Annotated in this window: 20 protein-coding genes and 1 pseudogene; 4 read left to right on the forward strand and 17 right to left on the reverse strand. The window is 45.5% G+C overall.

Translation table 11 applies throughout. The annotated features are described in order from the left end of the window. Positions 1 to 29: 29 nt before the first annotated feature. On the reverse strand, positions 30 to 1,361 hold the full coding sequence (locus tag AB6D06_RS20080) for an anaerobic sulfatase maturase (protein WP_372111573.1): 1,332 nt from the start codon (positions 1,359 to 1,361) through the stop codon (positions 30 to 32). Between the two features lie 137 nt (positions 1,362 to 1,498). Between AB6D06_RS20080 and AB6D06_RS20085 the strand changes: the two genes are divergently transcribed. The 4 genes from AB6D06_RS20085 to AB6D06_RS20100 all read left to right on the forward strand — a co-directional run bounded on the left by AB6D06_RS20085 (position 1,499) and on the right by AB6D06_RS20100 (position 7,351). After that, positions 1,499 to 2,287 carry an SUMF1/EgtB/PvdO family nonheme iron enzyme gene (locus AB6D06_RS20085; RefSeq protein ID WP_017060470.1) on the forward strand — a complete coding sequence of 263 codons (789 nt, stop codon included), beginning with the start codon at positions 1,499 to 1,501 and terminating at the stop codon, positions 2,285 to 2,287. Between the two features lie 165 nt (positions 2,288 to 2,452). After that, entirely contained in the window at positions 2,453 to 4,135 is a 1,683-nt protein-coding gene (locus tag AB6D06_RS20090; protein ID WP_372111576.1) for an alkaline phosphatase family protein, read from the forward strand. Between the two features lie 195 nt (positions 4,136 to 4,330). Beyond that, positions 4,331 to 5,593, forward strand: coding sequence for an ISL3 family transposase (locus AB6D06_RS20095; RefSeq protein WP_372111579.1), 1,263 nt, complete (start codon positions 4,331 to 4,333; stop codon positions 5,591 to 5,593). A 582-nt stretch (positions 5,594 to 6,175) separates the two neighbouring features. Then, positions 6,176 to 7,351 (forward strand): threonine/serine exporter family protein, encoded by a 1,176-nt coding sequence (locus AB6D06_RS20100; protein WP_017064690.1) that lies wholly within the window; start codon positions 6,176 to 6,178, stop codon positions 7,349 to 7,351. A gap of 312 nt (positions 7,352 to 7,663) precedes the next feature. On the opposite strand, the gene AB6D06_RS20105 is transcribed toward AB6D06_RS20100, so the two are convergent. From AB6D06_RS20105 to AB6D06_RS20180, 16 genes and pseudogenes are all read right to left on the reverse strand, one after another. After that, positions 7,664 to 8,647, reverse strand: coding sequence for a GTP-binding protein (locus AB6D06_RS20105; protein ID WP_032548688.1), 984 nt, complete (start codon positions 8,645 to 8,647; stop codon positions 7,664 to 7,666). Between the two features lie 92 nt (positions 8,648 to 8,739). After that, positions 8,740 to 10,416 carry an amidohydrolase family protein gene (locus AB6D06_RS20110; RefSeq protein ID WP_017062008.1) on the reverse strand — a complete coding sequence of 559 codons (1,677 nt, stop codon included), beginning with the start codon at positions 10,414 to 10,416 and terminating at the stop codon, positions 8,740 to 8,742. Positions 10,417 to 10,584: 168 nt separating this feature from the next. Beyond that, a complete protein-coding gene (locus AB6D06_RS20115) occupies positions 10,585 to 10,878 on the reverse strand; it encodes a hypothetical protein (RefSeq protein WP_372111583.1) in 294 nt (97 codons plus the stop codon). After that, positions 10,841 to 11,242 (reverse strand): carboxylesterase family protein, encoded by a 402-nt coding sequence (locus AB6D06_RS20120; protein WP_372111586.1) that lies wholly within the window; start codon positions 11,240 to 11,242, stop codon positions 10,841 to 10,843. The genes AB6D06_RS20115 and AB6D06_RS20120 overlap by 38 nt, the downstream gene beginning before the upstream one ends. Positions 11,243 to 11,286: 44 nt before the next feature. Continuing rightward, positions 11,287 to 11,571: a hypothetical protein gene (locus AB6D06_RS20125; protein WP_017062010.1), complete on the reverse strand. Its 285-nt coding sequence runs from the start codon at positions 11,569 to 11,571 to the stop codon at positions 11,287 to 11,289. 377 nt (positions 11,572 to 11,948) lie between these two features. Beyond that, a pseudogene (gene tnpC / locus AB6D06_RS20130) lies at positions 11,949 to 12,908 on the reverse strand (IS66 family transposase); the annotation flags it as partial. Next, positions 12,809 to 13,549 carry a YegS/Rv2252/BmrU family lipid kinase gene (locus AB6D06_RS20135; protein WP_372111589.1) on the reverse strand — a complete coding sequence of 247 codons (741 nt, stop codon included), beginning with the start codon at positions 13,547 to 13,549 and terminating at the stop codon, positions 12,809 to 12,811. The pseudogene tnpC and the gene AB6D06_RS20135, both read right to left, overlap by 100 nt. Positions 13,550 to 13,568: 19 nt before the next feature. Beyond that, positions 13,569 to 14,474, reverse strand: coding sequence for a LysR family transcriptional regulator (locus tag AB6D06_RS20140; protein WP_372111592.1), 906 nt, complete (start codon positions 14,472 to 14,474; stop codon positions 13,569 to 13,571). 78 nt (positions 14,475 to 14,552) lie between these two features. Then, positions 14,553 to 15,935: a BatD family protein gene (locus AB6D06_RS20145; protein ID WP_372111594.1), complete on the reverse strand. Its 1,383-nt coding sequence runs from the start codon at positions 15,933 to 15,935 to the stop codon at positions 14,553 to 14,555. Next, the gene (locus tag AB6D06_RS20150; protein ID WP_372111596.1) at positions 15,932 to 17,656 is read right to left on the reverse strand and encodes a VWA domain-containing protein; all 1,725 of its coding nucleotides are present in this window, start codon (positions 17,654 to 17,656) and stop codon (positions 15,932 to 15,934) included. Before AB6D06_RS20150 ends, AB6D06_RS20145 begins: the two co-directional genes overlap by 4 nt. After that, complete coding sequence (locus AB6D06_RS20155) at positions 17,649 to 18,728, reverse strand: VWA domain-containing protein (protein ID WP_372111599.1); 1,080 nt, start codon at positions 18,726 to 18,728, stop codon at positions 17,649 to 17,651. Before AB6D06_RS20155 ends, AB6D06_RS20150 begins: the two co-directional genes overlap by 8 nt. Further along, positions 18,721 to 19,263 carry a DUF4381 domain-containing protein gene (locus tag AB6D06_RS20160; RefSeq protein ID WP_017064701.1) on the reverse strand — a complete coding sequence of 181 codons (543 nt, stop codon included), beginning with the start codon at positions 19,261 to 19,263 and terminating at the stop codon, positions 18,721 to 18,723. The genes AB6D06_RS20155 and AB6D06_RS20160 overlap by 8 nt, the downstream gene beginning before the upstream one ends. Further along, positions 19,264 to 20,226 (reverse strand): DUF58 domain-containing protein, encoded by a 963-nt coding sequence (locus AB6D06_RS20165; protein ID WP_017064702.1) that lies wholly within the window; start codon positions 20,224 to 20,226, stop codon positions 19,264 to 19,266. A 12-nt stretch (positions 20,227 to 20,238) separates the two neighbouring features. Then, positions 20,239 to 21,222 carry a MoxR family ATPase gene (locus AB6D06_RS20170; RefSeq protein ID WP_017060007.1) on the reverse strand — a complete coding sequence of 328 codons (984 nt, stop codon included), beginning with the start codon at positions 21,220 to 21,222 and terminating at the stop codon, positions 20,239 to 20,241. 130 nt (positions 21,223 to 21,352) lie between these two features. After that, positions 21,353 to 23,761, reverse strand: a complete 2,409-nt coding sequence (locus tag AB6D06_RS20175; RefSeq protein ID WP_372111604.1) for a tetratricopeptide repeat protein — start codon at positions 23,759 to 23,761, stop codon at positions 21,353 to 21,355. A 208-nt stretch (positions 23,762 to 23,969) separates the two neighbouring features. Next, positions 23,970 to 24,955, reverse strand: a 986-nt coding sequence (locus tag AB6D06_RS20180) for a sulfatase-like hydrolase/transferase (RefSeq protein ID WP_372111605.1), incomplete at its 5' end; no start/stop codon positions are given.

Genomic DNA, 24,955 nt, shown 5'->3' on the forward strand with positions numbered 1-24,955 from the left:
ATCTTGGACCTGTTGATCCAAAGAACGAGTTAAAACTTGGTCTCGAACGTGGCTTGTTGCGCCTGTTTTGCTCGATGCGCCATCAATACTGAGTCGCTGAATTTACCATGAGCAACCGGATGCCCCATCGCGCGAGCGATGTACGCCATCGACTTATCGACATGAGAAAAGAACTTATGCCAACCTGCACATAAGTAGTTCAAGCCCGGTTCGCCTGCACGAGTTTTGATAAAGCGGTTCTTAGGGCACTCACCATGACAAGCGAACTTGTAATCACACTGCTGACATTGACTGGTCAGTGTGCGGGATTTAGCAAAACCAAATTTTTTCTGTGGTGCGCTGTACGCCAAATCATCAAGTTTCTCGTGATGAATATTGCCAATTTTGTACTCAGGGTAAACATAATGGTCGCATGAAAATACGTCGCCATTTGGCTCCATTGCCAAGCCCTTTCCGCATATCTCATTCAAGGTACACAGTGGGTTCGGACGCCCAATCCATGTTTCTACGCTCGCTTCAAAATACTGAACAAACACCTTGCCGATGTCGTTCTTGGCCCACTCGTCAAACACAGAAATCAAGAAGTTACCCCAAGCCAAGTCCGACACACACCACGATTCCATGATTGAATCTTTATGGCCGGGGATCAGGCGTTTGTCGCCTTGTTTAAGCTGCTCGCTTACTTGGGATGTTTGTGGTGCAACCGTTCGGAACGTTTTCTGTTCAACGATAGGAATAAACTGCATTTGTGGCGACTTCACCACATCACGTAAGAATCGGTACACTTCTAGTGCATTTTGACTGGTCAGGTTGTTCACGCAGGTTAACGTCGCGAATTTCACTTGGTGCTTGTGCAACAGCTCAACAGCCGCCATCACTTGTTTGAACGTACCACGACCGGCTCGGTTAGTACGGTAGGCGTTATGCAGCATCTCTGGGCCATCAATACTTAAGCCGACCAAGAAGTTATTCTTTGCTAAGAACTGTCCCCAATCGTCATTCAGTAACGTGCCATTGGTTTGTAAGTCGTTTGAAATCAATACACCTTCAGGTTGGTACTTCTTCTGTAGTTCAACCACACGCTCAAAATAGGCCAAACCAAGCATGGTAGGTTCACCACCCTGCCATGAGAAGATGATTTCTGCCGTGTTTTGACCTTCGATGTATTGTCGGATGTAGGTTTCTAACGTCTCATCATCCATTCTTGGAGAACTGCCTTTCTTGTACTCCAACAAATCTTGCTTACTTAGGTAGTAACAATATTTACAGTCAATGTTGCATGCTGCGCCAATCGGCTTAGCCATGACATGCAAGCGCTTAGACGCTTTACCGTTATATTGTGGACCTTGAGTAATATGCATGATTTACCTACCTATTTTAGTATTCTGGACCCATCATAATTCCTATTCGAACAGGTGACATGTTATACCCTTTATAACCAATAGGAATGACCTTAAACGTTAGAATTAGACCCTATTTCGAACATCTGAGGCACGTGATGAAATTTCTTAATTACAAACAGTTAGCAACAATTAGCAGCGTCACCATGACTATCCTTCTGAGTGGCTGTGCAAGCGTGCCTACACACCCCATCGCCCAACAAATTGACCAAGAGATGGTGTTGGTTGAAGGCGGCACATTCACCATGGGGTCGAACGGTCCAGAAGCGACCAAAGCAGAGCGTCCTGCACGTAATGTAACTGTAGATAGTTTCTATATTGCGAAGTTCGAGGTGACTCAAGAATTGTTCGAATCGGTGATGGGTTCATCTCTCAGTTATTTCCAAAACCCACAAGTTCCGGTCAATAACCTTAGTTGGCAGCAAGCAAACTATTTTGTTGAGCAGTTGAATGAATTAACGGGTGAAGAATACCGTCTGCCTACTGAAGCTGAATGGGAATTTGCAGCCAAAGGTGGCAATAAAAGTAAAGGCTATACTTACAGTGGTTCCAATAACTTAGATGATGTTGCGTGGTACTCAGCAAATTCTAAAAATAGCGCACATCCAGTCGGGCTAAAGAAACCAAATGAACTAGGCTTATATGACATGACAGGAAACGTGGGCGAGTTTGTTATCGATGCCTTCGATGACACCTTCTACCGATTCGGTCCAACAGACAACCCTAACAACGCAAAACACAGCGACGTCGGTTTATCACACAAATCGGTTCGCGGTGGCAGCTTTGCTTATGACGAAAATGAATCTGAAAGTTACCGTCGTGACTTCGCAAGCCAATCGATCACTATGTCAGATATGGGGCTGCGTTTAGTTAAGGATGTGAACTAGCTAACGAAGCGAACTAACTAAAGATGCCGAAGGTTATGGTTCACTAATCGTCACCAACAATACTAAAAATACGATTCGCACTGCACACACGTTACAAATCTGGCCAAACGTTGGAAACCTGACCAAACATTAGAACTCAGCGGCAACAGTGAATAAGGAAACTCTATGCAATACACCAAGCTTTCAGGACTAACCCTCGCGTTACTCTGCGCTCTCCCAGCTTCAGCTGAGGAAAAGCCAAATCTAGTCCTTCAAATCACGGTAGATGGCCTGCGCGCAGATCTAATCGAACGATATAAGCACAACTTCGGTGAAGGCGGTTTCCGGTACTTAATGGATGATGGTACCTACTACACCAACGCAAACTACCAACATGGCAACACGGAAACGATCGTGGGCCATGTGTCGCTTGCAACAGGTGCTCCACCGAGCGTACACGGCATGGTAGGTAACGTTTGGTATGACCGTAGCGAAGAACGTTTGGTGTATAACGTAGAAGACGGTAACTACCAAATGCTGACCTCTGGTGCAGGTGTCGATAAAGCAACAGAGATCGACCCAACGCAGAAGACAGCACAAGGCGATGGCCGCTCTCCAGAGCCAATACTCTCCACCACGTTTGGTGACGAACTGACGATTTCCAATAGTGGCAAATCAAAAGTATTCGGTGTATCAGTGAAAGACCGCGGCGCAATCTCATTGGCAGGACACAGTGGTAAAGCCTTCTGGTTCTCCAAAGCACAATCGGAGTTTGTCACCAGTAACTATTACTATGACGAGAATCCAGATTGGGTATCACGCTGGAACGAGAAAGCGATTGCTGCTCAGTATTCCAAACAGAAATGGGAGCTCTCATTACCGCGTGATAAGTACACGTTGCAAGAACACGATACCGAACACAAAGTGAAACTCGGTGACTTCCAACGCACCTTCCCTCATCCTTATGGCCCGGCAAGTTACAAGTACTACAGCACAACGCTAACCGTCAGCCCTGCTGGTGACGAAATCACGGAAAACTTCGCTAGCACCTTGTTGATGCAAGAGAAGCTTGGTCAAGGCGACGTGACCGATTATCTGTCAGTGAGTTTCTCATCAAATGACTACGTGGTGCACCTTTACGGTCCTGAAAGCCTAGAAACAGAAGACAACCTTATCCGACTTGATAAGACTCTCGCTAAGCTTTTCAAAACCGTGGATAACCAAGTCGGGCTAGAAAACACATTGATTGTGCTGTCTGCCGACCACGGTGTACCTGAATCTTCACCTGCGGCAAATGCGCTTGGTTTCAATCAAGCTCAATACTTCAATAAAGACACACTACTCTCGAGTGGTGTTGAGAAACGATTGAAGGATGAATTTGGTTTAACCAAAGACGCGATTCGCTTGTACGCACAACCTTACATCTATCTGAATCATGATCTGATCGCTGAGAAGAAGCTTGATCTGGCTAAGGTCCAAGAAGCTATTGCGGATGAAATTGCAAAAGTGAAAGGTGTTGCGTTTGCTGTATCAAGTAGTGACATTGCGGCTAACCGAGTACCGGATACGCATGTGATGCAGCTAATTAAAAACAACTACCACCCTGCTCGTTCTGGCGACGTGTACGTAGTATTTGCACCGCGCAGCTACATTAACGACATGGAAGGCCTCCAAATTGCCTCTACACATGGTTCTCCGTGGAAATACGACACTCATGTGCCTGTGATCTTTGCAGGCTACGACGTTGAAGCTAAGAAGGTATCGCGACCAGTGACGCCATATGACATTGCGCCAACGCTTTCGAACAAACTGGGTATCACCCAACCAAGCGGGTCAATCGGAGAAGTGCTGCAAGAGATCACTGAGTAGACTCAATCTCTAAGGTTTCGTGAGCTAGATTTCGAATCCAGCACCCACTCAATAAAAGAGCCGTTTATCTGTTTCTGACTCACTAGGTCGAAACAAATAAGGTTCATCGCGCATTAGCGGGAACTAAAAACAAAAACGGTAGTAAGTGACATGGTTTAGTCGCCAAACAAAAATCATACACAAACTACCGTTTTCATGCCGAATCATACTTTCCTATCTTCATTCTGGGAAGGCTTTCAAATAGTAAAGTCTCACCAGACAGCATCACTTATTACCCTGACTCTTAAACCTAACTCTGAGGCTAAGTGCCTTTGTGGTCTCGAGGCCGAGGCTATTCATGAGTATCAATGGCGTCATGTAAAAGAGGCCATGTTGCTCGGTGTTCCTGTTGAACTTTCCGTTCAAACACGAAGAATCAAGTGTCGTGACTGCGGCATAAAAACAGAGTCTCTATCTTGGTTAGAGCCTTATGCTCGTATAACGAAGCGCTTAAAAAGTTATATAGAACAACTGCTGCCTCTTCTTCCCATTAAGCATATCTCCCAGTTAACAAGCGTACATTGGCACACCATTAAAGAGATAGATAAACGCCGACTTCGACAAGTTGTACCGTCAGTGAAATGGGAAGAGCTAAGGCAACTCGTCATGGACGAGTTCGCTATCTTTAAAGGGCATAGGTATGCCACGGTCATTGTTGACGCTAAGACTCATCAAGTCATTTGGATAGGGTTAGGCCGTAGCCGCAAGGACATACGAACGTTCTTCGAGCTGTTAGGCAAGCATGGCAATAATATCGAAGCGGTCGCGATGGACATGAATACGGCTTTTGACCTTGAAGTTCAAGCGCACTGCCCGAACGCAAAAATCGTTTACGACTTATTCCATGTTGTCGCTAAGTTTGGTCGTGAGGTCATGGATAGAGTCAGAGTCGACCAAGCCAACAAGCTCAAGCAAGATAAAAAAGCGAGGCAATGGGTCAAGCCCTCACGCTGGGTGTTGTTGAAAAATAGAGGCAACTTAAATCCACGGCAAGACAGCTATCTTACAGAAATATTGAATATCAATAAGGACTTAATGACCACTTATATACTCGGGGCACAACTCAAAGAGCTTTGGTATTGTGAATCAGAAGCACATGCTAAAGGGCTCTGGGAGGCTTGGTGGGCACAAGTACAAGAGAGTGGAATTAAGCCATTGAAAGAGTTCGCACGAAAACTGAGTCCTTATCTTCACGGTATTATCGCATCGGCAAGTTATCCGCTAAACACCTGCACCCTAGAAGGGATAAACAACAAGATAAAACTAATCAAGCGAATGGGGTATGGGTATCGAGATACCGACTACTTCTTGGAAAGCCGCGATGAACCACAAATAAGCGGCTCTTTTTTAGCCCAACTTTCTGCTCTTAAACCTTATCGACTGTATCCGCCCCATGAACCCACGGGACGATATTGTTAATACGTGAGCGCCGCAATCACACTGTTAGCGCTAAGGAACCTTTGAAACCGTCATCAAAGCTCACTCATAATAAGCTATTATTTACAGTAGATTTCGGTTAATTTTCCAAAGGCCATTATGAAAAACAAACTGAGTTTAGCAATTCAAGCATACTGCAACTGGATTGATTCAAACATTATTGAAATTGCTTATGTCGGTTCCATTCTAGTTGTGATTCTAACGCTCATCATCAATCTTATTTAGGCTTCCATTTCCTAAATATTAGTTTCCTTTACTCATTACCGAGCTTTTCTAAAAGCCTCAGAGTTAAATCAATCACCTCATGGATTTGGAGTTTTACGCCTTCAAATAGCTGCATGAGCGGATCTATTTTTGAGGTTGCAGCTTCAACAATGACTGATTTACCTCAACGATAAACTGATAACCTCTCATTCAATGAATCCTATCTTTTTAACCATTGCCTTGTTCGTTTGTAGGGGCCCGTCCTCTATACACGACTATTGGTTACGCTTGAATGAGGATACTATTGAATTAGAATGCCCCTCAAACATATATCGCCTTGGTGATTGAGAAACAAACAGAATGAAACAAACAAATCATATCGAACAATGCCAGCAAGAAATTTTGAGCTTTTCGGACCGATTACATCAATCTGGTTGTGCGCCTTACTCGGTAGCTCAATACACTCAAGCTTATGCAAAACGCCAGAACATTGATGTCTCTATTGATGTGACCCCGACAAAAGTCATCACTATTTTTGAGCAACCCACGCAAAAAGTCGTGATGGAAAACAAAAAACCACCCTCGGTTAACTTACGTGATTTAGTCGCAACGCTTAAAGGGTTTTCGACTCATTCCCATTACGAAGGTTCAGAAACCTACTCGAATCGTACCTTGTGCTTTGCCAATTTATTGCTTCCGCCATGTTATTTAATGTTAGTTGGCAGTACTTATCTGGCGGTCGGTTTATCCATTATTCTGGGCGCTATAGCCTGGCTAGCACAAATTTTCCTGACTGGGCCAAGAAGCATTCTTGTCGAGTTCTTTGTCGCCTTAGTAGCCAGTTTTTTAACCGGTATGATAGCGGCACAGGTTCCCGGCTTACCAACATTGGCACTGTGCATTTCTTCCATTGTCCTTTTTATTCCTGGGTTAACCGTCACCAACGGCTTAGCCAGTCTTGCTCTCAATGACTTTCGGTCAGGTATCGAACTGCTTGCACAAAGCGCACTCATAGTAATGAAAATATTCATCGGCATTGTTATGGGGTTAGGCTTAGCCAACATAATCAATCAACCATTATCGGTACCGGTATTTATTGATGAAATCCCATTCGTTCTTCATGTCACCGCACTGATCGGGATTTCTGTCGCTATTGGCCTTATTTTCAACGCAAGTATGACAGAAATTCTCTTAGGCCTTCCTGTCGCGGCAATTGGCATGTGGGGGCCACATTGGTTTACTTCCGATTGGGTTGTAGGTACATGGGTAAGCACAATACTCATTACGCTTTACGGGTTGGGGATGGGAAAATTGCGTCACGTTCCACCACTCATATACATTATTCAAGGGATCATCATTCTTGTCCCCGGTAGTCGAATCATTGTCGGAGCAAGTGAGTCCTTCTTTGCGACCTCCATTTTACCCATTCCGAATATTGGTCTGTCCGCCTTGCTGATGTTTGGCGCGATTATGGCGGGACAAATCATGGTTTATTCTATATTTAGTCGTCATTTTGATTCCATCATTGAGGACTAACCATCGAGCTAACAATCGCTGATCAACACGCCCTAATAACCCACGATTGAGTCTTTATCTGCTTTTTGACGTTAACCGATTCTGAGAAGGTACTGATGAACAGAGTCTCGAAAATCGATAAGACTATTTTGTTTCAGATGGCGAGGGGAATGAGCAATATGGATTTGGAAAAACCGAATAGAATCGAAAGTAGCCAATAATTCAATAAGATAAGGATGCTAAGGATGAGTCAATGCAAAGTAGGCAGAGGTAAGCTAGGTATAGGCAAGCGCTAGGTTGATAGGCTTGCCATCTACTCCATTTCCGTTCTAACTACGCCACCAGTGCGTTCAGTTTTTTACGCATACTCTCTTTATCAAGGCCACCTTTAGGTCCAATGAAGACTAACCGTGACGAACGAGATTCATCATCTTCCCATGCATCTCCAACCGTCACATTGGCTCGCTGGCCCGTGCACTGAAATACACAGCGATGATCAGGACGATCGGTTAAATTTAAAATACCTTTCATGCGATAAGCATCAATTGAAAACTGTTGCAGTAGAGGATACAAACTTTGTAGATTAAGCGGTTGATCAGTTTCAAAGCTGAATGTTTCGAAATCATGGTTCACGTGATGACAGTGCTCATCATGACAATCATGGTGCTGGCATTCCCTTTGATCAGCCGCTATTTTGTTAGTGACAAAGCGCGTACTTTCAGGGGCATCAAATAAGATAGGTAAATCCACTTCGCCGAATGAAATATCAATCAATTTAGCAAACGGAGCTTGTACTCGGCACCATGCTTTGACTTGCTCTAGTTTATCAGCATCGACTAGGTCAACTTTATTAACCAGAACAATGTCAGCCACTTGAATTTGCTGCTTCGACAACGTCTCCATTGGGCCTTCTAGCCCTAAAATGTTTTCCGCATCGATCGTCGTCACGATTGCATTTAAAGGTGCGTGTGCTTGCAGTTCCGGATCTTCAAATTGAAGTGCCACTTCTTTGGGTTCTGCGATACCTGAAGTTTCAACAATAATATGGTCTGGGCGTTCCTCTAATGCGAGTAAACGCATTACCGAAACGACTAGTCCTTCTGCAAGGTTACAACAGATACAGCCATTCTCTAGGCTGATCATATTTTCACTTTCAGATTTAACTAACTCCGCATCAACATTGATTGATCCAAAATCATTGACGATCACAGCCATGCGCATTCCATTTGCATTGGTTAATATATGGTTTAGTAGGGTCGTTTTCCCTGCTCCTAAAAATCCGGCTAAAATTGTTACTGGAATAGGCTTCTTGCTCATAGCATGCTCTCTTTCGATTTTCGTTGTCTATATTTACTCGGTAAGCAATAAAAAAGGTTGAGCTAATGCCCAACCTTTTAAGTCAGGATAACTTAGCCAGTAACTTTGTTGCGAACCGCTTCACCTGGGTTTGAATCTAACAACATTTCACCAGCTTCAATGATAGGTGTCCCGTTTACAAGTACGTATTTCATGCCTGTAGAAAGGGCATTTGGTTTATCAAATGTTGCAACGGCTTTTACTTCATCAAGTTTGAAAATAGCTAAATCAGCATCTTTACCTACTTGAATACGACCTTTATTTGCCATTTGTGGCACAGCATCCTCAAGAATACGACATGCGTTTAAGCTAGTTCTTTCCATCGCTTCTACTAGTGTTACCGCTTTGTATTCCTCGACATATTTTTCAATAAAACGAGAGAAACAAGCAAGTGAGCGAGGGTGAGCTATTGCGTTGCTTGGAAGTGGCCATACATCACCTTCAATTAATACGCCTTTATCATCCATCCAAGGCATTGCATCTGAAGCGATAGCTGCACCTGGGAACAATACTGAACGGTCCATTTTAGCGCGATCTTCTTTGTTCTCATCGGGTTTTAAGAAGTGCATGACAACCACGGTACCGGGCGCTGATGCTTGTAGTTCAGTGACTTTTTCTTGGTTTAGTGCTTTACCATTCGCTTCCATGTAGCTAGCGCTTGGTACACCCCAACGTTGTAACCAATCGTCACCACGGAAAACTTCTGCGCCAATAACGGAAGAGCCAGCACCATAAGGATAAGCTTCAGTAGTAACGGCTAAACCTTGATCAATGGCGGATTGAACTAAATCGGCACAATCTTCGATATCTTGTACTGACGTGCTGTTGAGGTGACAAATGTGCATGTGTGCACCCGTTGTCGCCGACAGGCTAATGAGTTCTTGGTATGCTTCAAAGCTTGATTGTGGCTCTGCGCTGTTTAGGTAACGAACGTGAGTGTAGGTTGGTACTTCATAGCGTTTTGCTAGTTTAGCAAGATCATAGTACTCTTTGTGGCCATAACCTGGTGCGTAACCCGCGTTAATACCAATGCCTAAGCCCCCCTCTTTAAGACCTTGCTCAACCGAGCCCAGAATTTGTTTTAATTCATCTGGGGTTGCTAGGGTATTTTGCCAATTGTTTTTAGAAAAAGCTTTCTGGAACCAAACAATCGTACCATCAGGAGCAGGCATCGTAGGTTCTTTTGCTTGAATACGAGCGTAAGTCCATGCTACAGAAGCGCCGTAATTAATCGGGCGACCTTCAGCAGCAGTAATATCGTAGTACGTTCCGATTGGGAATAGACCAGATTCCATCTCAAGAGCGGTGGTTACGCCATCGAATGCTTGAGCACGGGCAGCAGGAAGTTGTTGTCCGTGAGCGTGCATATCGATAAAGCCAGGTGCAACCACGAGACCTTCAGCATCGATGATTGTTTTGCCTTGCAGCTTTTTGTCTGAGATTGCAGCAATACGCTTACCTTTAATACCGACGTGACGAATTGCGTCGAGTCCAGTTTCAGGATCAACAACACGGCCATTTTCGATAACGATATCAAATGGCCCTTTCTCGTTAGGCATCAGTTTGATGTTTTGGCCAACCAGTTTTTCAGGGGCTGCATGTAAAACAGAGGCAAAAGGCAGTGCCGCAGCCCCAACCGCTAACTTAGTCAAAGTCGAACGTTTATCTGTATCGACACCATCAAGTAATACTTGCGTAGCGTCCAATTCATTTGGGTCGTAATTTTTCATATTGATACCTGTTATGTTTGTTGTAAAAAAATACTAGTTCATGATTGCTATGAAAACTATGCTGCATGTAGAAAAATCAATCGATTGACTAACACCCACCTTTCCATCATTAGAATCCACTGCCAACCGTTATATAAAACGCGCTGTCAACGTCACTAAAAGCGAGGTCTACCCCATGTGTAACCCATATCGGCAAGCTATCTGATAGCGAAATCCAGCACCATACGCATCGACACTTTCATCGTCTGACAGACTGCCCTCTACTGTCGCTTTACCCAGGCCATAAAACGCAGAAACGGTCCAACGATTATCAATCGCATTATCGTATTCCGCGACAACACCCAGCCCAGAGGTCACCGAGCTTTCGCCCATAAAATATTGAATAACGCCATTGATAGCGTTATTCACATCTTCATTACTGGTCTCAAACTCTACCGAGCTCTGGCCAATAATCTGTTTCACACCCAGCATCAATGGTGTGTTTGCCACTCGAAACTGGAGCTGCTGAAGCGCAGCGACTCCCGAGTTTTTTGTGCCGAATTGAATCGTTTTGTTGTACGACGCACCTATACTGAACTCTTTGAAAATATCGAGGTTCGCCTTTCCAGCGCCAACGCCACCCGTATATCGAATGGTATCTTTTAGCCACGACGGTATCACCGTTAATGTCGGTATCAGAACCTGCGCCATATTCAAAGTCCCCACCATGAATAAAGACATACACGGGTAATAACTCTGAACCATTGATCTCCGAAGGACGCCAAATATTAAGATTCAAGCAATCTTCAGATTGCTCTTGCTGGGTTATTTTAAGCTGTGGGCACACGGCGCTAAATTGTGTCGCATCTATAGCGCTATCAGCATTGTCTTCTAATTGACGGAGTGACTGTGCTGAAAACGTTGTTGATCGGCGTAAGTGATTCCTTTAAACGCTTCAATGGATACGCGTTGCTCGTCACCTGCTAAGGTATTGATCACAACAGACTCTCTATTTGCGAAAAGAGTCGCGTCCCCGATGGATACTGAAACCTGCTCTGTTGGTAATGTCTGAAGCGGTTCTGGCTTAATAGGACGTGAGCTGGTTTCATCACTACCCCACGCAGAAAGAGCAACAGTGATAGCGATAACCATGAGTGAGCGATGCGTTAAATTCATGGTTGTACCCATAAATGTGTTCGGCCATCTGACCTGATATTGGTATCATCAAACCTGAGAATCCCTATGCTCAGCCATGCTCATTTCTGGAGTATTTGAAGTATTTTTTCTTTATGGTGCGATATTAATTCACTCTTTAAATTTGAATAAATCGCTTATGCAGGACGTGACCCTACATATATTCACTACCGTGAGTGGATGTCGCTTTTTATTTATCACAAAGACTTCTTGTTGTACCTTATTTGGCTGACTATCTAGGGTTGATAAAATTTCAACGGGTTCTTGAAACAGCTCTATAGGGGGTTGCTGTGACTCTCCTTCTGAAGCTTCAAACTCATCAAAGAACCCAAATATGTTATTAGAGTCTGATGGCATAGCTAGCACCAAACGTAAGTTTCGAGGCCAAAGCCAATATTGTTGAGGTCTGTTTTGACTTGACCCGAAGAGGTCCAAGGTAGAAGTGCGTCGATATCAGGCTCTGCTTTCGCCAGCTCTTTCATGCACTTGACCATGTAGTCTTAGAGGATAAGACCGTTGGCTTTCGCGGTCTCGATGATGCTGTAAAGCATCGCGCTCGCCTCAGCACCGTTTGGTGTGTTGGAGAATAGCCAATTTTTCCTGCCAATAACCAGCGGTTTAATTGCGCGTTCAGCGCGATTATTATCGATAGATAAGTGACCATCGTCGATATAACGAATGAGTTTATGCCATTGCCCGAGCTAGTACTTTATTGCTTTGCCTAGTGGGCTAGAGCCTATCACCTTCTGGGTTGTCATCCATTGGTAAAGCTCATCCAGTATCGGCTTGGCATACGCTTAACGCTCTGCTTTGCGTTCTTCGGCAGGCGCACCTTTTAAGCATGATTCTATCCCGTAGAGCTTTTGGGGTTTAGCCAGCACTTTATCAGCCTTGCCCGATTTACCTTCCCCTTGAAGCTTCTTCGCGTCCATGAACTTGCGTTAAGCACCCCACATTAGTGACGTGATGCAGACCATGATAAGCCGTGTAGCCATCGGTTTGTAGATAACCGTTGTAGTCACCTAAAAAGTCCACGGGGCACACCCTCGCGCGACTGTTTTGATAGTCGTACAAGGCGATTTTTTCACATTCGGCAGTGCCGCTTCGGGCGAGTCAGCGCCTGAGCAGTAAAGCCACATATAACACTGCTTCTCTTCTTTGAGCACATTGAGCGGCGTTTCATCCGCCTGAACCACCACTTGTTGAAGTAGGTTCTCCTTCAAGGCCACATACAGCGGGGCGAACTTCTCACTGACTTGGATAACCCACCTTGCCATGGTGGCGCGTGATAGCTCGATACCCGACTGGGTAAACAGCGATCATCAATCAATGCATTGGGTGCTAACTCTTGTCCTCCACCCGCTAAGCGACCATTACAAAAAGCACCAACAAGGATCTCGCCGGTAAAGCTGCCTTTGTCTATGGGCAACGTGCCACTGTAGGGCTTAAAGCCAAGTGCTTTCACCACACCTGTTAGTGTATACGCACCGCCACCGAGAAAATCTTTAAGCTCGACTGGCGTTTCAGCTGTGACTTCAGCACCAAAACCCGCCGCAGCGACATTCATAAAATAGCGGTCATTCGCACGCACGCTATCCACCGCAAACGCCTTGCCTTCCAGCGCTAGTTCAAAAGCACCCGAAATATCGTTAGGTATTCCCGTTGCGGTAGCAAAATCATTCGCAGTGCCCATTGGGACAAGCGCCAGTTGTGGTCTTTCACTGGCACGGAACAGGTTGAGCGCGTTAACGGCTTCATTCACCGTTCCATCGCCACCGACAACAATCAGACGCTTAACACCATCGCATATTGCCTCGCTTACCAAACGAAACATGTCCGACGATTCCCAAGTCACTCTAACTTGCAGGTCAATATCATTGTCCCTCGCCGCAAAGGTGGCTTGCCTTAATTCCGGGATATTGGCTTTCTTTCCGTTTAAAATCACGCGAATGCTGTCCATGGCTATGTCCTTGTATAGGCTAACTTGATAACTCTTTTGCTGCCGCTTTGATCTTAGCTCGTAACCACTTATGGCTTGGTTCATTAGTACGGCTTGGATGCCAAATCATACACATATCGAGGTCTTCCAACTCGAAGGGTAATGGTAGTGTTTTTACCGCGTACTTTTCAGCAAAACAACGCACTGATGAAATAGGCATTACTCCGATGTACTCAGAGCCTTCGATAACAGGAAGCATCTCTACAACGCCCGCTGCGCGATACACGATTCTACGTTTCTCAAGGTCACTATAGTGCTCAGAGCTTAATAAGCTTTTGCGCGCATGCCACCTAGAGACCACCACATGCTCGAGTGCTAAGAACTGTTCCATATCGATGGTATCGCCAACCGTAGGATGATCACTACTACACACCACGACCAGCTCTTCTGTAGAAATCACCTCGTGCTTAAGCATGGTTCTTCCTTTAGGCGTCATATCAACAATCACGTCGTGTCTTTGCAGCCTTAAATCAGACTCATAGTCTTCGGTAAACAGAGGATGAACCTCTAACGCGATACCTGGTGCGACTTGGCTGATTAACCGCATGACTTTTGGCATCATTTCGTAGCTCGCCGCCGAGACGCAGGCAATGGAAAACACGCGGCCTGAGGTTTTAGGATCGAAGTCTCTTGATGCGGATAAGGTAGAAGTAAAGTTTTTAAGTGCAGCGGCCATTGCAGGATAGATATCAATAGCGAATGTGGTTGGCTCTACGCCTGATGTGGTGCGATGAAACAGTGGCTCATCATAGATATCTCTCAACCTTGCAAGTGCTTTACTCACTGCTGGTTGGCTTATATCCATGCGATTAGCAGCTCTAGATAAGTTCAGCTCTTCATAGATAGCAACAAATATAGGAATTAGATTTAGTTCGGTACTTTTCATACAGTTCCATATTAAAGAAGCAGGTTCCCCATAGTAGAGAACCTGCCGATTATGTTCGATGCGAATAACTAAAGTTTGCTACTTAGTTCTATCTTTTAAGTTTGGCAAGGCTTTAGGGATTTTCAAGCGAGCGGCAATTGAACGAGAATTGCTTGAGTTTGATGTGTCACTGGGCAAGTTACGTAACCCTTTCCATAAACGAGTGAATACGTTTTTATCTTCACATCCTTGTTGAAGGGCTTCGCTATCTTCTAGCCAACGCTTTTGTCCATTTGATTTACCATGTTGCGCTTTATCCAGTTGCACTTTATTCAGTTCTAACTGAGAGGTTTGGTTTCGCAATTGACGGTAGATAAAGGTTCTTAATGCCGCCCAATTACCTTGCTTAACTAAACGACGTAGTACCAGCCAACTCGGTGTTGGGCGGTTTGCGTAGTAACGCTTAACCAAAACAATCAACGCAATGCAGACTAACAACACCAAACCAACAGTAATAAACACCGACATGTAGGCCTTGATGAAAGATTGGACTGTGTGTTTGGCTTCAAACACTTCGCCTTTTATCACCACGTTTTCAAGGCGTTGATTTTTGCTGTCCCACCACTGAAATGAAAACTCTGGCAGCGTAAACTCACCACCCTGCTGAATCACATATACAGTCTGTTCAACTCGGCTTGAGCGATAATCACCACGTTCTTGAGTGTCATCCAAACGGTTGGGCTGTGGGTAAGCTTGGAACTGCTTAGTGGACTTATTGGTTAGCACATCTGGCAGCAACACAGAAAAGCTGTCTTTTGCCTTAATCGTGATAGTTCGAGTAATAGCATCGCCAACTTTTAGCTCTTCACTTGAGCGTTGCCATTGCTGCTCTATATCTACTTCTGTCGCAGAAAACCAAGGCGTTTCATTATCGAGTAAACCTGAAGGCAACGAAGCTTCAAACTTAATCGGCTGCGTGTAAAGCGTACCGCCCACGTTTGAACCATCAGGAGCAGAAACTTGGATACGAACCGGTACGGTTGGAATAACAAACTCACCGGAAGTCATCGGATAAAGCGTCAATTCCCAACGCTGACGTGACCATGTAGTATCACCGACTCTTTCTGTGTAGTTCGTCGCGAGTTGGTTACGCTGCTTAGCAATCACGTTAGGGATTTCGATACTGCCGATTCGAGTCCCTCCCGTTAACCAGCGCGGCGTCGCCACCTCAATGTTCAGAATCACCTGCTCATTTACGCTCACTTTAGTCGGCGTTATCTTATCGCCTGACTTTGGCTTTTCTCCTACCCAAGCGATAAGCTCAACGTCACCACTTTTTTGGAGGTCGAAGATATCGGCAGCAGAAGCAACAAAAGGAAAAAACCAACTCAATATAAGAGTCATCGACAGTAACCACTTACGGGTTCTGAATCGCACTCTCTTTGATTGAATGACTTCAAGAGCTAAATCATATCGACTCATTGCGTTTGCTCCTGTTTTGGCGCCTGCTCCTGTTTTGGTGTCTGTTCGATAGAAGGCGCAGGATCTCTTAACTGAATTTGGAATTTGGATTTCAAGAAGAACTTAGGATCGGCTTCTACTCGCTTCAACCACTTGTCGGCAAGCTCTTGGCTACCCAAAATTTCATTGGCATTAAGCGTTTCTTTAAGCATCAATTCTGCGACCGTTTCTTCTTCAGCGCCATCACCCGTTCGCGGCTGATCGTCTTCGAGTTCTAAAGACTCTTCAGGGCCATCTGTAGTTCCGGACTGGCTTTCACTGGTTCGGTTTACCTCTTCGACAATTCCACTAAGCACAGCAAGATTGTTTTCGACATCCGTTCTTAGTTCTGGTGACAGATCCTCTTTCTCGCTTAATGATTTCAAAAGGTCTCGCGCCGCAAGATATTCACGCTGTCTGGCTAACGCACTCACCGCGTTGTATAAACCAAGGTCAGTTTTGGTTTGCAGGAATGCACTGTGAGCGAGCTTAAAATCACGAGCATAGTAGTAAGCCGCACCTTTTCTCATGGGGTCGGTGAAATGTTTTGCCGCTTCAAGGTATTCTTTCTGGTTCAACAGGCGTTGACCTTGCTGATCGGGCGTTAACCATAAGTCCCACCACCATTGAGCTGTTTTGTCCCAAGCCGTAACCGACTCCACCACAACTGGTTTCTCAGCGGTTAAGTTGACGGTTTTCGCCAAAATGCTTGGTGAATACAGGCTGCCCGAAATCACTAGACCAACGACACACCACTGCACCAACCAGCCTTTTCTGAACCACAACAACATGATAATCGCCATTGGGATAAGCAAGCCATAGCCCATGTCTTTCCAAGGCATTGAAGATTCGCCGTTGAGCTGCATGTTTCTTTCAACCGCTCTGTTCAGTTGTTGGATATCCGAATCATCAACGGTCACCTCAACCACTCGTCCGCCCGTCTTGCTCGCTAAGCTACGTAATGAATCGAGATCGACTGGATTATCACTCACCACATTGCTATTTCCTGCGGCTAGAATGAGCAACTGATACGGATTGTCGTTAAAGAAACTCTCGTACGCCCTAATGGTGCTTGGGTTTACACCATCTGATACCAGCAGTACAGAAGAGCCTAACTCACCAGACAGTTGTTGATTAATCAATGGCAGTGCTTCTTCTGCTGACTTACCTGATACCGGCATGATATCGGGTGTGATAGCCGCTAGAAACGGTTCGAATACCTTGCTGTCTTGAGTAACGGGCATCGCGACGTGTGCGCTGCCTGCATAAACCACTAAGCCCGTATTACCGCCTTTCCGAGCTGCTAATAAGTCTCTAATCTTCTGCTTAGATCGTTCCAAGCGACTCGGTGGTAAGTCTTTAGCGAGCATAGATTCACTGTTATCAAGCACAACCAACATCGACGCTTTGTCTTCACCAAAAGGCGAAGCCTCACGCTGCCATGTTGGGCCAGAACAGATAATGATGGCGATAGTTACAATCACCACCAATAGCTTCAATGGCAGCTGCTTACGCCAGCCTGTTTCGCCAATCGTCAATGCATCACGTAAGTGTGCAGGTAGAATGTCTTTCCACGTTGGTTTGGTCTCTTCTCTCCAACGAACCCATAGCAGGAAGAACATCGGAATAAAGGCCAACAACCACAAAGGTCGGATAAAATGAAACTGGGTAAAGAACTGTTGCAGAGTGAGAGAATCAGGCATCATCCTCTCCTTTCAATTTTTTAGTTTTAGAATTCAAAAGCGACCTTCTACGCAAAGTCGCCAGACTAAAGGCAGTCAGATACATCACAACAACAATCGCCATTAAGTAATGGTGCAGCCCCTGTTTAGGACGATAAGTGGTACTTTCATATAACTGTGGTTCTAGTTCACCGATTTGAGCGTAGGCTTTGGTCAGTTCGTCGCGGTTAAGCGCCTCAAAGGCTTCGCCACCAGACTCTTGAGCCACTCGTTTGATGGTTTCCATATCCAAAGCCACTTCACCAACGGTTTGTGGGTCACCCATAGCGATCACGTGAATACGAACGCCTTTCGCCTTCGCCACTTTGGCGGCATCAATCGGTTCAACAAAGCTTCCCGTATCATTACCGTCGGTTAGTACGATCACGACCTTCTCTTTTTCGTTGGCATCAACACTTGAATCTTGAACGGCAGCACTTTGCTTTTCGCTTTGTTCAAACACCTTAATCGCCAAGCCAATTGCATCACCTAAGTGCGTGCTTTGCCCTGCCATCGCGACATCGGTTTGATTAAGCAGTTCAAGCCAGACATCTTGGTCAGCTGTAAACGGTGTTTGTACAAACGCTGCATCACCAAAAAGAATCAAACCGAGTCGATCCCCTTTTCGTGTAGTCGCAAAATCAGCCAGCACTTCTTTGGTCGCGTCCAAACGAGATATTTTATCGCCCCGCTTAGAGGTAAAGTCTTGTTCTGCCATTGAGCCAGATAAATCGACCACTACCATCACATCACGACCTAATTGTTCGCGAACTTGCGGCTCACCAAGAATGGTTGGTTTAGCGAGCGCGCACACCACTAATGCCCAAGTAATAATGAGCGTGGTTCGTTGCCACCAGCTTGGTGTTAGCTGGCTTGCCCCTTCAGACGGCGCTTCACCAATAGCTTCAACCAATTCACTGAAAAATGGCACCTTGATGGCCATTTGCTTAGTTCGATAAGCTGGCACGGCAAAGTAGACCAACAACGGCAAAGGCAGCGCGATAAACCACAGTGGGTGCGCGAATTCAAAGCTGGCAGATAAACTATCAAACATTATCTTGCCCCTCTGGTTTCGCTTGTACATCTGGTTTATGAATTTTTAGCCACATCATCGCGGTTTGAATCACCTCTAAACGCTGTTCAAAGCTCAAACGCACATTAGAGTCAATTAGGCTTTGCATCCATAATTCCGAAACTTCATCGGCAAAGAACGCATTGCTGTTTTCACTCGTGTTGGCGCTAACAGGCAGATAAGCGTTCAAACGGTTCACATAAGCTTGGCCAAACAACTTGGCATTACTGCTGTCTAGGTAACGAAGCACCACTTTGAGGACTTTAAAGGTTCGTTCGGTTGAGTTCTTGTCTCTTGCATCCAGTACCATGAGTTCTTGAAGCGCTTCTTTGCGATAACGGTTATTCCACCACCTTAACGCCAAGCGATAAGCCAGATAGATAGCGACCAATAACAGAATAACGCCAAGGATCTTCCAGCCGATCGTTTGAGGAGCCCAGCTCACACTGTCAGGAATCGCTACATCGTGCAGTTCGCGGAGGATATAGGTACTTGGGGGAGTATGTTCAACAGCCATTTAGCGCCCTCCCACTAGTTTCTGCAGCTGTGATATGTGATTGCCCGACGTGTCTAATTCTATATAAGGGAGGTTTTTCATCGCCATCAATTTAGCAAGGGACAGTTTCTGAAGTGCCGCTTTTTGGGCAAGGCTTTCACTTGCGAGGTTAACCTTAGATTGGCTATCCAGATTAAGTTGAAAGCGACCATCACCCACCACCCAGTTTGCGCTTGCAAGATCTTGAGGCAATGACTGTTCTAATGAATCGGTGACCATAATGGCCAAGATATCGTTGTGTTGCTGTAACTGCTTTAGTCGATCGAGATGTTGTTCTCGGCAGTCTCGCCAGTCACTAATGAATATCAAGGTTGATTGCTTGAGTCTCATTCGTTTGATCAGTTCAATCCACTGGCTAAAACCAATATTATCGCCATCACTTACATTGACGCCTAAGCTTTGATTGGCTTTGGTAAGATGTTTTAGCTGAGCCAACAAATCAGATTGAGAACGTTGAGCTTTGGTATGAAACAGTTTTTGGTGCGAGGCCAAAACGAAGCCGACACGATCACCATCTTTCAGCACTCGCCATCCACACAATGCCGCCACTTCGGCAGCCACAACAGATTTCATGGTGTTTTGAGACGCAAAGAACATCGAACTGCGCTGATCGACACAGATCATCACATTACGGTCTTTCTCTTCGGTATAGCTACGAACATGAGGCTTACCCGTTCGCATCGTAACTTTCCAATCGAGATTACGGATATCATCACCCAATTGGTAATGACGTAATTCTTCGAAGTTCAAACCACGACCACGGAACAAAGAGTTATGTCTGCCCGAAAGTACGCTGCCCGCTTTTAAATGAGGTAACAGTGAAAACGACTCAGCTTGAGCCTGAATTCGCACTAACCTTGAATAATCACAATACAGTCTTGGATCAAGGCCTTGCGATTTGGGAGCTTGTGTTGGCTTCGCCATGACGCCCCCTAGTTATCCAATCTCAACATTATCGAGCAGTTCTTCAACCACTCTTTGATGGTCAACACCATCGGCCAATGCGTCGTAAGACAACGAGAATCGGTGACCTAATACGGTTGGTAACATGGCACGCACATCGTCCAACGTGACATGGTCACGTCCTTGCAACCATGCATAAGCGCGAGCACATTTATCCAACGCGATGGAAGCACGCGGACTTGAACCAATCTCAATCCATTTAGACAAGTTTGATTCTGGGTAACGCTCTGGCTTACGAGTTGCCATCACCAAGGCCACAATGTAGTTCTCAACTAAATCAGAAACGGCAATGTCTGGAAGTTGGCGCCGAGCTTCAAGTACCAACTCAGGTTCAATATGTTGTGGCGTGACTAATTCTGAACTGGTCTCGCTACCGAGTTCCTCACTGCGCACAAGTCGAATGATGTCGCGTTCAGCTTCATCTTCTGGATAGTCGACTGTCACTTTCATAATGAAACGGTCCATTTGTGCTTCAGGCAGTGGATACGTACCTTCTTGCTCAACTGGGTTTTGTGTGGCTAGCACCATGAACAAATCTGGCAGGATGTGAGTTTGACCACCCACCGTAATCGTCCCTTCCGCCATCGCTTCAAGCAGAGCAGCCTGTACTTTTGCAGGCGCACGGTTCACTTCATCGGCTAATACAATGCTGTTGAAAATAGGACCCGGTTGGAAATGCAACTGAGGCTTTCCATCCAGCTCTTGATACACCTCCGTGCCCGTCACATCAGATGGCAGCAGGTCTGGCGTAAATTGAATTCGACCAAAACTGGTGTTCAGTAGATTCGCCAGCGATTTTACTGAGCGAGTTTTCGCTGTACCGGGAAGTCCCTCTAAAAGCACATGGCCATTAGTCAATAACCCTATCACCAGAGCCCGAACGACGTGGCTCTGACCGATAACACTTTTCTCTGTTTGTTCAATCAGTTGGTTTATTGCTTGTTGCGCATGGTTCATAGGTCTTCCCTTAATTCAATCTGGCTGCGTACATCCTACTCACAAGCTCCATAACTATTAGTTATAAACGCGATAATTGGTTACAAGCGGAATAAGCAGCAAGCTCGATAGCCAAGCTCACCTCATCGCTTTATTTAAACCTAGCTTTCAATTGGTTAATGGCTTCCGGCGGTGCCACTTTGCTCAATGATGAAATACATTGCTCAAACGCCTTTGGTACGCCCGGTATATGACTGTTTCGCGCCAACACTTCACACTGGGCATACAGGTGCTGTGGGTTGCGGCTAAATTGGTAAGCCTTATGCAGTGATTGACTTGCCGCAAGCACATCCGATTTTTCCAAAGCCAATCCGTACACATACCAATATTGAGGGTCGGTTTGCGCAGTTTCAGCGGCTTGTTTAAGGTAGTCCGTTGCTTGTTCGTAATCTTTCACACGAAGCAGAGACAATCCTGTGCTGTATGGCAAAACACTCGATTTAGGCTGAGCTTCAATACCTTGCTTCAAGGTCGACAACGCTTTTGCCTCGTTACCTTGCGCTCGATACAAATCCGCTAAATTGGCGTAGCTGTTTTCGAAATAAGGCTCAATCTCGATAGCGCCTAGATAAAACTCAATCGCTTTGTCGTGCTGGCCTAAATCTCGGTAAACGTTGCCTAGGTTAGTACGTCCAAATCCTCTGTCGGCATTAAATTGCTGTATTTCAATGTACTCTTCTAATGCAGGCTTGATTTGGTCTTTCTGCAGAGGGTTCATTTCTCCCCAATAACGCACTAATGCGCCTGCGGTTTCTGAACGAATCGACAATACAGGGTCTTTCAGTAGCGGCTCTAGAATTTGCCAACGGTCAGTGAATGGGAAACCAGACGAGCCTTGTACCACACCCAAACGGATCATTTCATCATCATGTTTCACCGCTCTTGCCAGCGAAATAAGCGTATTCTTACCCGTATTACCGCCCAAACGTTCTAAGCTCGATGCACGAATGATATTGCTTAAGCTAGAGTCCTGAGCCGAGTATGCCAACGCATCCTCTGCACCTCTGTGCCCTATCGAGTCAGCATAAAAGGCAACGGCAAAGTGCTGCTGATTACGATACTTAGAATCTGGGAACCACTCACCGATTTGCTTATCTGCCCACTGGTCGGTTTGATCTGCATGACAGCTAGTGCACACGTTCGGCGTTTTAATGTGTTGGCTAATATCAGGATGTGGGATATGCCAACTGTGGTCACGCCTTGGGTCGACCTCCATGTAAGTCGTCTCTGGCATGTGACAAGTCGTGCATTGTGAAGCTTCAGTATTCGCTTCGTGGAATGTGTGCTTTTCAGGCGTGTATTCTGATGCAATATGACATTGGCTACACACGGCTTCTTCCGCAATTTTTAGTTCAGCGGTATGAGGATCGTGGCAGTTAGTACATGTGACGCCTTTTTCAGCCATCACGGATTGAAGGAAAGATCCGTAAACGTAATCTTCATCGTAGATTTGACCATCGTTGTGGTAAAGCTCTGGGGTAATCAAGCTCAAGCGATACTTATCAAAGAAAGACCCGTTAACGTGATCACCCGTTTCATTTAACTGAGTACGACGGCTGTGGCATTGAGCACAGGTTTGAACTTGATTGGTATGGATGATGTCTTTTGGTTGCAGGGTTGAATTACCCTCTTGATAGATCCACTCTTTGACCGACTTCGACAAGTCGCGGTCAAAACCATAATGCGCCGAGACTGGAGCATCCTTTCCACCGTGAGCTTTTGCTAGCTGAGCCTTTTCAACGTGCTCACTCGCAGGGCCATGACACGCTTCACAACCGACATTAATCTCAGACCAAGTAGTGTTGTAGGTATTACTCGCGCTGTCGTAGTTTTTCTCTAGGTTCGTTGAATGGCAATCAGCACACATGAAGTTCCAGTTTTGACCGCTATTGGTCCAGTAGAATTCATCGGTGTTGGTGGTATCAGGATAGAGGTGAAACCAGCGTTGACCGCCTTCGCCCTCAGTGCGAGAATCCCAAGCGAAAGGAATCAACTGTACACGGCCGTCTTCAAATTCAACCATGTATTGTTGTAGTGGTTCAAAGGCAAAGGTATAGCTGATTTTGTAATCTTTAAAGTGGCCGTCTTGCCCTTCAATATTGACCCAGAACTCTTCGCCCTTGCGGAAAAATCGGTTGGGTTTACCGCCATGAGTGACCGTTTGATCGTTGAAATCGCCCAATACAGATTCATCTGTAGCGTGTTTCATCGCCATGTCATGATGAGAGCCCTGCCACGCTTCGACTTCTTCACTATGACAATCAACACAAGCTTCCGATCCGACATAGGTGGCTTTAGAGCCGATAGGTAAAACATCAGAGCTAGCGTATGAAGCTACAGAACTGAGCTTTGAAGCCTCAGTGTTGCTATTAGGATCTTGCTCGTTGGCATAGGTGCTCAAACTGAACAACGACAACATAAGTGGAGACAAGATTACGGATAATACTGCGACTCTCTGGTGTTTCAATCCGTTCACTAGCGAGCACAACCATGCAGACATAACATTCCTTGTTTTTATACATCCTTATGCTTAATAAGGTAGACGTAAAAACAACGAATTTACAATTATTTAGTGGCAATGAGCTCGATAGTTGTGATTCATATTCACGACCGGGATTTACTCATCGATATGCGCATAAAAAAAAGAGCTCCTAGGAGCTCTTTGTGTTTTCAGTTTCATCAAGCTATCAGTTTCAATAAACCAGAGCTTACTTATTATGGTTCTCTTGAAGTTTCTCCATAACCTGATCCAAGCTAAAGCTTGCTGCTTTTTGGCGTGGTGGGTATTCGGCAAACGTTTCTAAGAACTCGCCTACATACGCTTGCGCAGGAACGAACATATAAGCATGGTCTAACAACCAGTCATAATAGGTATTCGAAGTAATATCTGCGTTTTCGTATGGGTCCATACGCAGGTTAAACAGCTTAGGAAGACGTAACGTCACGAACGGTTCTGACCAAATCTGCATGGTACCCGTTGCACGTTGCTCCATGAACACCGCTTTCCATTGGTTGTAACGAAGCGCTGCTAAATCGCCATCATCGGTAAAGTAGAAGATCTCTGAACGACGGCCTTTTTCTTCTTCACCCGTTAGGTAAGGAAGGAAGTTATAACCATCTAAGTGAACCTTAAACGTTTTATCACCGGCAGTATGACCTTTCAGCAATTTCTCTTTGATTTGGTCATCACCAGCAGCGGCAACGAAGGTTGGCATCCAGTCCATGTGGTGCATGATTTCATTGGATACGGTTCCAGGTTCAATCTTACCAGGCCAACGGACCATTGCTGGTACACGGTATGCGCCTTCCCAGTTAGTGTTTTTCTCACCACGGAACGGGGTTGTACCCGCATCTGGCCAAGAGTTCATGTGTGGGCCGTTATCCGTTGAGTAGAAAACAATCGTGTTGTCTTTGATTCCCAATTCATCCACTTGCTTCAATAGTTGCCCAACGTGTCGATCGTGCTCAACCATACCATCAGCGTAATTACCGACACCGGTCACACCTTTACTATCGGCTTTCACGTGCGTTCTAAAGTGCATACGTGTTGCGTTCCACCAAACGAAGAATGGCTTGTCCGCTTTCACTGCGCGATCCATGAAATCAAGTGCCGCGTCTAGTGTTTCTTCATCAACCGTTTCCATACGCTTACGCGTCATTGGGCCAGTATCTTCAATCTTACCGTCAGCAGTAG

It is taken from the genome of Vibrio sp. 10N.239.311.G01 (assembly GCF_041465805.1).
GTDB classification, from domain to species: domain Bacteria; phylum Pseudomonadota; class Gammaproteobacteria; order Enterobacterales; family Vibrionaceae; genus Vibrio; species Vibrio crassostreae_C.